General features: G+C 74.9%; 1 protein-coding gene (running past one end of the window). It reads right to left on the minus strand.

The genetic code is table 11. The features are described 5' to 3' along the window. Positions 1 to 12,357 carry the 5' portion of a type I polyketide synthase gene (locus ACSU6L_RS00925; RefSeq protein WP_437064709.1) on the minus strand. The gene continues 3,684 nt to the left of window position 1, outside the view, so 12,357 of the gene's 16,041 nt are visible here — the first part of the coding sequence; it begins with the start codon at positions 12,355 to 12,357; its stop codon lies beyond the left edge, outside the window. Positions 12,358 to 12,408 lie beyond the last annotated feature (51 nt).

Here is a 12,408-nt window from a genome sequence, read left to right on the forward strand (position 1 = left end):
CTGGTCCAGCGCGGACGCGTCCTCGAAGACCACGTCCTTCAGCGGCCGCTCCAGCCGGAACTGAGCGCACACCGCGTCGAACGCCTCCGCGAACACCGGGAACGCCGCATACAGCTCACGGCCCATCCCGACCCGCTGGGCGCCCTGCCCCGTGAACAGGAACCCGACCCGGCCGCCGTCACCGACCGACCCGCGCACCAGCCCTGGCACGCTCTCGCCCTCGGCCAACGCGGCCAGTCCGGCGAGGAGTTCGTCCCGGTCGTCGGCGATGACTGCGGCCCGGTGCTCCAGAGCAGCCCGGGAAGTGGCGAGCGAGAGGCCGACGTCGGCCGAGGACTCGTCGGGCCGGCTGCGGACGTGCTCGGCCAGGCGCCGGGCCTGGGCCCGCAGGGCCGCCTCGGTGCGCCCGGAGAGCACCCAGGGCACGACCGGCGAGCCGACCGTCACGGTGCCGGGCACGGCGGCCTGTACGTCCTGCGGTACCTGCTCCAGGACCACGTGCGCGTTGGTGCCGCTGAGGCCGAAGGAGGAGACGCCGGCGCGACGCGCGCGCCCGGTCTCCGGCCACTGACGGGCCTCGGTCAGCAGCTCGACCGCGCCCGCGGTCCAGTCGACCTGGCGGGACGGCTCGTCCACGTGGAGGGTCCGCGGCAGTACACCGTGCCGCATCGCCATGACCATCTTGATGACACCGGCGACACCGGCGGCGGCCTGCGTGTGCCCGATGTTGGACTTCACCGAGCCCAGCCACAACGGCTGGTCCTCCGAGCGGTCCTGGCCGTAGGTCGCCAGGAGCGCCTGCGCCTCGATCGGGTCGCCCAGCCGGGTGCCCGTGCCGTGCGCCTCGACCGCGTCGACGTCCGCCGCCGTCAGGCGGGCGTTCGTCAGCGCCTGGCGGATCACCCGCTGCTGCGACGGACCGTTGGGAGCCGTCAGACCGTTCGACGCGCCGTCCTGGTTGACCGCACTGCCGCGCACGACCGCCAGCACGCGGTGGCCGTTGCGGCGCGCGTCGGACAGCCGCTCCAGCAGCAGCATGCCCGCGCCCTCGCCCCAGCCGGTGCCGTCCGCCGCGTCCGCGAAGGACTTGATCCGGCCGTCGGCGGCGAGACCGCGCTGGCGGGAGAAGTCCACGAAGGTGCTCGGCGTGGACATCACGGAGACACCGCCGGCCAGCGCCAGCGTGCACTCGCCCTGCCGCAGGGCCTGCGCGGCGAGGTGCAGGGCGACCAGCGAGGACGAGCACGCCGTGTCCACGGTCATGGCCGGGCCCTCCAGCCCGAACGTGTAGGCGACGCGCCCGGAGGCGATGCTGCCGGCGTTGCCCGAGCCCAGGTAGCCGTCGACGCCCTCGGGGACGACGCCGACCTGGGAGGCGTAGTCCTGGTACATGACTCCGGCGAAGACGCCGGTACGGCTGCCCTTGAGGGTGCCGGGGTCGATGCCCGCGCGCTCGAACGCCTCCCAGGAGGTCTCCAGCAGCAGCCGGTGCTGCGGGTCCATGGCCAGTGCCTCGCTGGGGACGACGCCGAAGAAGCCCGGGTCGAACCGTGCCGCGTCGTAGAGGAAGCCGCCTTCGCGGACGTACGACGTGCCGGGGTGGTCGGGGTCCGGGTCGTACAGCTTCTCCAGGTCCCAGCCGCGGTCGGTGGGGAAGCCGCCGATGCCGTCGCCGCCGTCGGCCACCAGCCGCCACAGGTCTTCCGGTGACATGACGCCGCCGGGGTAGCGGCAGGCCATGCCGACGATCGCGATCGGCTCGTCGGCCGCGGCCACGGTCGTCGCCGTGGTGTCCGTGTCGTCGTCCTCGCCCAGCAGTTCGGCGCGGAGCCGGTCGGCGAGCGCGGCCGGCGTCGGGTGGTCGAAGATCAGGGTCGCGGGCAGGCGGAGTTCGGTGGCCGCGGTGAGACGGTTGCGGAGTTCCACGGCGGTCAGGGAGTCGAAGCCCAGCTCGCCGAAGGCCCGGTCGGCCTCGATCTGCTCGCCCGAGGCGTGGCCGAGCACGGCCGCGACCTCGGTGCGGACCAGGTCCAGCAGCGCACGGGTGCGGTCGGCCTCGCCGAGGGCCGCCAGGCGTCCCTTCAAGGTGGCCGTTCCGGTGCCCGCCCGCTTCCTGGCGGGCCTGCGGACCAGGCCGCGCAGCGGCGCGGGGACGGCCTCGGACAGCGCGGAGGCGTCGAGGCTCAGCGGCACGAGAACCGGCTCTCCGGCCGTGCCCGCCGCGTCGAACAGGGCCATGCCCTGCGCGGCGGACAGCGGGGACATCCCGGCGCGCCGCAGCCGCTCCAGGTCCTCGGCGTCGAGCGCGCCGGCCATGCCGTCCGGCTGCTCCCACAGGCCCCAGGCCAGGGACTGGGCGGGCAGCCCGGCGGCGTGGCGGTGCGCGGCCAGCGCGTCCAGGAAGGCGTTCGCGGCGGCGTAGTTCGCCTGGCCGGGGCCGCCGAGCACACCGGCGACGGACGAGAACAGCACGAACGCCGACAGGTCCAGGTCGCGGGTCAGCTCGTGCAGATGCCACGCGCCGTCCGCCTTCGGACGCAGGACGCGCGCGAGGCGTTCCGGGGTCTGCGCCTCCAGCACGCCGTCGTCGAGGACGCCCGCGGTGTGCACCACGGCGCGCAGCGGATGCTCCGCCGGAACCTCCGCCAGGGTCCTGGCGAGCGCGTCCCGGTCGGCGACGTCGCAGGCGGCCACGGTCACCCGGGCGCCCAGCGCGGTCAGCTCGTCCCGCAGCCCGGCCGCGCCCGGCGCATCGAGCCCTCGGCGGCTGGTCAGCAGCAGGTGCCGTACGCCGTGTTCGGCGACGAGGTGCCGGGCGACCAGCGCGCCGAGCGCGCCCGTGCCCCCGGTGACGAGGACCGTGCCGTCGGCGTCCCACACGGGGGCGGCGGCCGGGGCCGGGGAGACGTCGCGGGTCAGCCGGGGCACGCGTACGGCACCGGACCGCAGCGCGGCCTGCGGCTCGCCGGAGGCGAGCACCGCCGACAGCCCAGCCGTCGCACCGGAGTCCGGGGCGGGGTCGAGGTCGACCAGCACGAACCGCTCCGGGTGCTCCGACTGCGCGGAACGCACCAGCCCCCACGCGGCGGCAGCGGCCGGGTCGGACACCTCCTCGCCCGCCTCGACGGCCATGGCGCCACGGGTGGCCAGGAGCAGCCGCGAGCCCGCGAACCGCTCCTCGGACAGCCAGCCGCGCACCAGGTCCAGCGTCCAGCGTGCCGTCTCGTGGACGGCGCCCGGCATGCCGTCCTCGGACAGGGCGCCCGAGCGGTCGGGCACGGCCGCGACGACCACGTCCGGCACGCGCCCGTCCCGCGCCGCGAGTTCGGCGAGGTCCCGGTACGACGACACCTCGATGCCCTCGACGCCCAGCAGCTGTGCCGTGCCGACGGATTCGTCCTGCACGTCCAGCACCGCCCAGGCGCCGGACTCCAGGATCTCGGGCGACGGCGGCACGGTCAGCGCCGTCCACTCCGTCCGCAACAGCGACCCGTCGTGCCCGGTGCCGCGTGCCGTGTCGAACTGCTCGGCGCTCACCGGCCGTACGGTCAGCGCGTCGGCCGTGACGACGGGCTCGCCCGAGGGATCGGTGACCGTCAGCGCGAAGGCGTCGGCGCCGGCCGGAGCCAGCCGCACCCGTACGTCGGTGGCGCCGGCCGCGTGCAGGCTCACCCCGGTCCAGGAGAACGGCAGCAGCGCCCGCCCGGCCTCCTCGGCCGGGGACGCCAGGGCGACGGTGTGCAGCGCCGCGTCCAGCAGCGCCGGATGCAGCCCGTACCGTCCCGCCTCGTCCGCCATGCCCTCCGGAAGCGCGACCTCGGCGAACACCTCCGCTCCCCGACGCCACGCGGCCCGCAGCCCCTGGAAGACCGGCCCGTAGGCCAGACCCAGGTCAGCCAGGGCCTCGTACAGCCCCTCCACCGGCACCGGCTCGGCGTCCACGGGCGGCCAGGCCGACGCCTCGGCCGTGATCGCCGTCGCCGTCGCCGAGGTGTCCGGGGTCAGCAGGCCCTCCGCGTGCCGTGTCCAGGAACCGCCGTCGGAGGCGTCCGCAGGACGCGAGTACACGGTCAGCGCACGCCGCCCCGTCTCGTCCGCGTCACCGACCGCCACCTGGATCCGTACGGTGCCCCGCTCCGGCAGGACCAGCGCGGTCTCGAACGTCAACTCCGCGATCCGGCCGCAACCGACCTGGTCACCCGCCCACACCGCCAGATCCACCAGGGCGGCACCGGGCAGTACGACCGAGCCCAGCACGGCATGGTCCGCCAGCCACGGCTGCTCCGCCGCCGACAGCCGTCCGGTGAACAGCACACCCCCGGTGTCCGGCATTTCCACCGCCGCGCTCAGCAGCGGGTGCCCGGCCGCGCCGAGACCGGCGAGTTCCGCACCACCCGTGAAACGACCGCCGGCCAGCCAGTACCGCTGGTGCTGGAAGGCATACGTCGGCAGCTCCACCCGCCGGGCACCGCGGCCCCCGAAGAACGCCGCCCAGTCGACGCGGGCACCGCGGACGTGGGCCTGGGCGAGGGCCGAGGTCAGCGTCTGCGCCTCGGGGCGGTCGGCGCGAAGGGTCGGCACGAAGAGCGCCGCGTCGATGCTGTCCTGACCCATGGCGGAGAGGACACCGTCCGGGCCGAGTTCGATCAGCGTGCGGACGCCCTGCCCGGCGAGGGTCTTGACCCCGTCGGCGAAGCGGACGGCCTCGCGGACGTGCCGCACCCAGTAGTCCGGGGTGCACAGCTCGTCGGCGGTGGCCGTTCCACCGGTCACGTTCGACACGACGGGGATACGGGGGGCGTTGTACGACAGCCCCTCCGCGACCCGGCGGAACTCCGCCAGCATCGGCTCCATACGCGGGGAGTGGAAGGCGTGGGAGACCGTCAGACGCTTGGTCTTGCGACCCTGCTCGGAGAAGCGGGCGGCGATCTCCAGCACTTCGGATTCGTCACCCGAGATGACGACGGACGACGGTCCGTTGACGGCAGCGATCGACACCGCGTCGCCGGTCAGCGCCTCGGCCACCTCGGCCTCGGTCGCCTGCACGGCCACCATCGCACCACCGGACGGCAGCGCCTGCATCAGCCGGCCACGCGCGGCGACCAGCGTGCACGCGTCCTCCAGCGACCACACACCCGCCACGTGCACGGCTGCCAGCTCACCGATCGAGTGACCCAGCAGCACGTCAGGCGTGACACCCCACGACTCGAACAGTCGGAAGAGAGCGACCTCGAGGGCGAAGAGACCGGCCTGCGTGTAGACGGTCTGGTCCAGCGCTGCCGCGTCCTCGAAGATCACCTCCCGCAGCGGCCGGTCCAACTCCGCGTCGAACCAGGCGCACACCGCGTCGAACGCCTCCGCGAACACCGGGAAGGCGCCGTACAGCTCACGCCCCATCCCGACCCGCTGAGCGCCCTGCCCGGTGAACAGGAATCCGACCCGGCCACCGTCACCGACCGACCCGCGCACCAGCCCGGGCACGCTGTCGCCCTCGGCCAACGCGGCCAACCCGGCGAGGAGTTCGTCCCGCTCCCCGGAGACGACCGCTGCCCGGTGTTCCAACGCGACGCGCGAAGTGGCCAGCGACAGTGCCACGTCGCCGGGTTCGAGGCCGGGGTGGCGGTCCAGGTGGGTGAGGAGGCGCGCCGCCTGGGCGCGCAGGGCGGGTTCGGTCGAGCCGGAGAGGACCCACGGCACTGTCGGTGTGGTCACCGTGCGCACCGGTTCGGCCGGGACGGTGTCCGGTGCCTGCTCGATGATCGTGTGGACGTTGGTGCCGCTGATGCCGAAGGAGGACACGGCGGCCCGCCGGGGGCGTCCGGTCTCCGGCCACTCACGTCCCTCGGTCAGCAGCTCGACCGCACCCGTCGTCCAGTCGACCTGCTGGGACGGTTCGTCCACGTGCAGGGTCCGCGGCAGCACACCGTGCCGCATCGCCATCACCATCTTGATCACACCGGCGACACCGGCTGCGGCCTGCGTGTGCCCGATGTTCGACTTGATGGACCCCAGCCACAGCGGCCGGTCCTCCGACCGGTCCCGGCCGTAGGTCGCCAGCAGCGCCTGCGCCTCGATCGGGTCACCCAGCCGGGTGCCCGTGCCGTGCGCCTCGACGGCGTCCACGTCGGCGGTCGTCAGCCGCGCGTTGGCGAGCGCCTGGCGGATCACCCGCTGCTGCGACGGACCGTTCGGCGCCGTCAGACCGTTCGACGCGCCGTCCTGGTTGACCGCGCTGCCCCGCACCACGGCCAGCACCTGGTGACCGTTGCGCACGGCGTCCGACAGCCGCTCCACGAGGAGTACGCCGACGCCCTCGGACCAGCCGGTGCCGTCCGCCGCGTCCGCGAAGGACTTGCAGCGGCCGTCGCGTGCGAGGCCGCGCTGCCGGGAGAACTCCACGAAGGTGCCGGGGGTGAACATCACCGTGACGCCGCCGGCGAGGGCGAGGGTGCACTCCCCCGAGCGCAGCGCCTGCACGGCCATGTGCAGGGCTACGAGGGAGGAGGAGCAGGCGGTGTCGACGGTGACGGCCGGGCCTTCGAGGCCGAAGGTGTAGGCGATCCGGCCGGACACCACGCTGCTGGACGTGCCGGTGCCGATGAAGCCCTCGACCTCGTCCGGGAGGGTGGTCAGCCGGGCGCCGTAGTCGTGGTACATGACTCCGGCGAAGACGCCGGTGCGGCTGCCCTTCAGTGCGTCGGCGTCGATGCCCGCGCGTTCGAAGACCTCCCACGAGGTTTCGAGGAGGAGCCGCTGCTGCGGGTCCATGGCGAGCGCCTCGCGCGGGCTGATGCCGAACAGGCCGGGGTCGAAGTCGCCCGCCTGGTGGAGGAAGCCGCCTTCGCGGGCGTACGAGGTGCCGACCCGGGCGGGGTCGGGGTCGTACAGGTTCTCCAGGTCCCAGCCTCGGTCGGCGGGGAACTCCCCGATGCCGTCGTCGCCGTTGGCGACGAGCCGCCACAGGTCTTCCGGCGAGGTGACGCCGCCGGGGTAGCGGCAGGCCATGCCGACGATCGCGATCGGCTCGTCGTCCACGGTCGCCAGGGTTGCCGTGCCTCCCGGCCGGGCGGTCGGGTCGGGTTCGTCGCCGAGGAGTTCGGCGGCGAGGAGGTCCGCGAGGGCGGTGGGGTTGGGGTGGTCGAAGACGAGGGTGGCGGGCAGGCGCAGTCCGGTGGCCGCGTTGAGCCGGTTGCGGAGTTCGACGGCGGTCAGCGAGTCGAAGCCGAGTTCCTTGAACGCCTTCGCGGGCGGCACCTCGTCGAGTCCGGCGAAGGCGAGCGCGGCGGCGGTCTCGGTGCGGACCAGGTCGAGGAGGAGGCGGTCCCGCTCGGCCGCGGGCAGCTGGGCCAGGCGGTCGGCGAGGGCTCCGCCGGGAGTGTCCTGGCCGACGGTGTCCACCGTGCGCCGGACGGGGCCGCGGACCAGGCCGCGCAGCAGCGGGGACGGTGTTCCGGTGCGGCGCAGGGCGGCCAGGTCGAGGCGGACCGGCACAGGCGCGGCGTCGGCCCCGGCGCACGCCGCGTCGAACAGGGCGAGCCCTTCCTCGGGGGTCAGCCCGATCATTCCGGCGCGGCGCATCCGGGCCAGGTCGCCCTCGTCGAGGGTGCCGGTCATGCCGGTGTCGCCGTCCCACAGGCCCCAGGCGAGGGAGGTCGCGGGGAGTCCCTGGGCGCGGCGGTGCCGGGCGAGGGCGTCGAGGAAGGCGTTGGCGGCGGCGTAGTTGGCCTGGCCGGCGCTGCCGACGACGCCCGAGACGGAGGAGAACAGCACGAACGCGGACAGGTTCCGGTCGCGGGTCAGTTCGTGCAGGTGGACCGCGCCGTGTGCCTTGGGCCGGAACACCCGGCCGAGGCGCTGCGGGGTGAGGGTGTCGACCAGCCCGTCGTCGAGGACGCCGGCGGCGTGGACGACGGCGGTCAGCGGGTGCTCGCCGGGGACGCCGTCGAGCAGCGCGGCCACGGCGTCCCGGTCGGCCACGTCGCAGGCGGCGAGGGTCACCGTGGCGCCCAGCGCGGTGAGTTCCGCCGCCAGCTCGGTCGCGCCGTCGGCCTGCGCGCCGCGCCGGCCGGCCAGCAGCAGGTGCCGTACGCCGTGCCGGGTGACCAGGTGGCGGGCGAGCAGGCCGCCGAGCGCGCCGGTGGCGCCGGTGAGCAGGACCGTTCCGGCGGGGTCGAACGCGAGGTCCGTGGCGGCCTCGTCGCGCGGTGCCCTGGCGAGCCGGGGGGTCAGCAGACGGTCGTCGCGGACGGCGAGTTGGGGCTCGGTGGACCGCACGGCGGCGGCCGGCAGCGGGGCGGCGGGGGTCGCCGGGTCGGTGTCCACGAGCACCAGGCGGCCGGGGTGCTCCGACTGTGCCGAGCGCACCAGGCCCCACACCGCCGCCGAGGCGGGGTCGCGGACGTCCTCGTCGCCGGTCGCGGCGACGGCGCCGGTGGTGACCAGCACCAGCCGGGACGTGGTGAACCGGCTGTCGGCCAGCCAGGCCCGCACCAGCTCCAGTACGGCGCGGGCGGCCTCGTACCCGGCGTCGGCGAGGGAGCCGGCGTCCGCGGCGTCGGTGGCGACCCGGTGGACGACCCCCTCGGGGGCGGGCCGTCCGGCGTCGACCGCCGCGGCGAGGGCGTCGAGATCGGCGTACCGCTCCTCCGCCCCGGGCTTGTTCTCGTCGGCTCCCAGCTCGATCCAGTCGGTGGTGGCGGCGCCGGACTGCGGCTCGTCGGTGGCGGGCAGCGCGGTCCACTCCACCCGGAACAGGGCGTCGTGGTGGTCGGCACGGGCCTGGGCCAGCTGCGCCTCGGTGACCGGTCGCAGGACCAGCCGGTCCACGGCCAGCACGGGCCGGCCCAGGGTGTCGGCGATGTCCAGGGCGACGGCGTCGGCTCCCGCCGGGGACAGCCGGACCCGCAGGGCGGGTGCGCCGGCGGCGTACAGCGAGACGCCCCGCCACTCGAACGGCAGCTGCACCCGGTTGGGTTCCGCCACCAGGTCGCCGAGGCCGAGCGCGTGCAGGGCGGCGTCCAGCAGCGCCGGGTGCAGCCCGAAGCGGGCGGCGTCCCCGGTGGCCTGCTCGGCCAGCGCGACCTCGGCGAACACCTCGCCGTCGCCCCGCCAGACGGCGCGCAGCCCCTGGAACACCGGGCCGTAGTCGAGGCCCAGGGCGGCCAGTCGCTCGTAGAAGCCGGTCAGGTCGACCGGCTCGGCGCCGGCCGGCGGCCACACCTGGCCGACGGTCTCGGCGGGCGCCGCGGTCCGCGCGCCGGCGGACAGCACACCACCGGCGTGCCGGGTCCACGGCTGCTCGTCCGCGGCGGCGGGCCGGGAGTGCAGGGTGACCGGCCTGCGGCCGGACGCGTCGGCGGCGCCCACTTCGAGCTGGAGCTCCACCGATCCCTGCTCCGGAACGATCAGCGGCGCTTCGAGCGTCAGTTCGTCCAGCCGGTCGCAGCCGACCTGGTCACCGGCGCGCAGGGCGAGTTCGACGAACGCCGTGCCGGGCAGCAGCACCGGGCCGAGCACCGTGTGGTCGGCGAGCCACGGCTCGACGTCGACGGCCAGCCTGCCCATGAGCAGCAGCCGGTCCTCGCTGGCCAGGGTGACGGCGGCGCCGAGCAGCGGGTGGTCCAGCAGTGCCACGCCGCCGGGCAGTTCGCCCGTCCCGGTCAGCGCCTGGGTCCGCAGCCAGTACCGCTCGTGCTGGAAGGCGTAGGTCGGCAGCTCGACCGGCGTGGCCGCGCGGCCCGCGAAGAACGCCGCCCAGTCCACCGCCGCGCCCCGCACCTGGGCGGCCGCGACGGCCGAGACCAGCGTCTCGTCCTCGGCACGCCCGCCGCGCAGCAGCGGCACGCCGACGACGTCGGCGTCCTCGGGCAGACACTCCTGCCCCATGGCGGACAGCACGCCGTCCGGGCCGAGTTCGATCAGCGTCCGCACGCCGTCCGCGACCAGCGTCCGCATGCCGTCCGCGAACCGGACCGCCTCACGGACGTGCCGCACCCAGTAGTCCGGGGTGCACAGCTCCTCGGCGGTGGCCATCTCACCGGTCACGTTCGACACGACCGCGATGCGCGGCGCGTTGTACGACAGCCCCTCCGCGACCCGGCGGAACTCGGCCAGCATCGGCTCCATGCGCGGGGAGTGGAAGGCGTGGGAGACCGTCAGTCGCTTGGTTTTACGGCCCTGCTCGGTGAAACGGGCGGCGATCTCCAGCACTGCGGGTTCGTCACCCGAAACCACCACGGACTGAGGCCCGTTGATGGCAGCGACCGACACCGCGTCGCCGGTCAGCGCCTCGGCGACCTCGGCCTCCGTCGCCTGCACGGCCACCATCGCACCACCGGACGGCAGCGCCTGCATCAGCCGGCCGCGCGCGGCAACCAGCGTGCACGCGTCCTCCAGCGACCACACACCCGCGACGTGCGCGGCGGCCAGCTCACCGATCGAGTGGCCCAGCAGCACGTCAGGCGTGACACCCCACGACTCCAGCAGCCGGAACAGCGCCACTTCGAGGGCGAACAGTGCCGCCTGCGTGTAGACCGTCTGGTCCAGCGCGGACGCGTCCTCGAAGACCACGTCCTTCAGCGGCCGCTCCAGCCGGAACTGAGCGCACACCGCGTCGAACGCCTCCGCGAACACCGGGAACGCCGCATACAGCTCACGGCCCATTCCGACGCGCTGGGCGCCCTGCCCCGTGAACAGGAACCCGAGCGGGCTCTCCCCCGTGGCCACTCCGCGGCGCAGCGCGGGCGTCTGCCGGTCCCCGGCCAGGGCCGCGAGCCCGGCGAGGAGTTCGTCGCGGTCGCCGGAGACGATGGCGGCCCGGTGCTCCAGGGCCGCGCGGGTCGTGGCCAGGGACAGGGCGATGTCGGCCGGTGCGTCCTCGGGCCGGGAGCGGAGGTGCTCGGCCAGGCGCTCGGCCTGGGCCCGCAGGGCGGCCTCGGTGCGGCCGGACAGGGTCCAGGGCACGACCGGCGACGCCACGACCGGGGGCTCCGGCGCGGCCGCCGAAGCAGCGGGGGCCTGCTCGATGATCGTGTGGGCGTTGGTGCCGCTGATGCCGAAGGAGGAGACGCCGGCGCGGCGGGGCCGCCCGGCCTCCGCCCATTCCCGTGCTTCGGTCAGCAGTTCGACGGCGCCCGCGGACCAGTCGACCTGTGTGGTGCGCTCGGCGGCGTGCAGGGTCTGCGGCAGCACACCGTGCCGCATCGCCATCACCATCTTGATCACACCGGCGACACCGGCGGCTGCCTGGGAGTGGCCGATATTCGACTTCACGGAGCCCAGCCACAGGGGCTGCTCGCGGTCCTGGCCGTACGTGGCCAGCAGGGCCTGCGCCTCGATCGGGTCACCCAGCCGCGTGCCCGTGCCGTGTGCCTCGACGGCGTCCACGTCGGCCGCCGTCAGCCGCGCGTTGGCGAGCGCCTGGCGGATCACCCGCTGCTGCGAGGGGCCGTTGGGAGCCGTCAGACCGTTCGACGCGCCGTCCTGGTTGACCGCGCTGCCCCGCACCACGGCCAGCACGCGGTGGCCGTTGCGCCGCGCGTCGGACAGGCGTTCCAGCAGCAGCATGCCGACGCCCTCGGCCATGCCCATGCCGTCCGCGTCCGCCGAGAACGCCTTGCAGCGGCCGTCCTGGGCGAGGCCGCGCTGGCGGGAGAACTCGACCAGCGGGCCGGGGGTGGCCATCACGGCGACGCCGCCGGCCAGGGCGAGCGTGCACTCGCCGGAGCGCAGCGCCTGCGCGGCGAGGTGGATGGCGACCAGGGAGGACGAGCAGGCGGTGTCGACGGTGACGGCGGGGCCTTCGAGGCCCAGGGCGTAGGCGACGCGGCCGGACAGCACGCTGGTAGCGCTGCCGGTGAGCAGGTGGCCCTCGACGCCCTCGGCGGGTTCGTGGAGCCTCGGGCCGTAGTACTGGTGGCTGGCTCCGGCGAAGACGCCGGTACGGCTGCCCTTGAGGGCGGCCGGATCGATCCCGGCCCGCTCCAGCGCCTCCCAGGAGGTCTCCAGCAGCAGGCGCTGCTGGGGGTCCATGGCCAGGGCCTCGCGCGGGGATATGCCGAAGAGCCCGGGGTCGAAGTCGCCGGCGTCGTGGAGGAAGCCGCCCTCGCGGACGTAGGTGGTGCCCGAGGTCGCGGGGTCGGGGTCGTACAGGTTGTCCAGGTCCCAGCCGCGGTCGGTGGGCAGCCCGGAGATCCCGTCGCCGCCGGAGGTCACCAGCCGCCACAGGTCCTCCGGCGAGGCGACCCCGCCGGGGTAGCGGCAGGCCATGCCCACGATGGCGATGGGTTCGTGGGCGGCCGCGGCGAGTTCCAGGTTCTGCCGGCGCAGCCGCTCGGTCTCCTTCAGGGACGCTCGCAGCGCTTCAACGACCTTGTCGGTGGATGCAGTCATGTCCTTGCCTTCACACTT

It is taken from the genome of Streptomyces sp. enrichment culture, from assembly GCF_964272855.1.
In the GTDB taxonomy this organism is placed as follows: Bacteria; Actinomycetota; Actinomycetes; order Streptomycetales; family Streptomycetaceae; genus Streptomyces.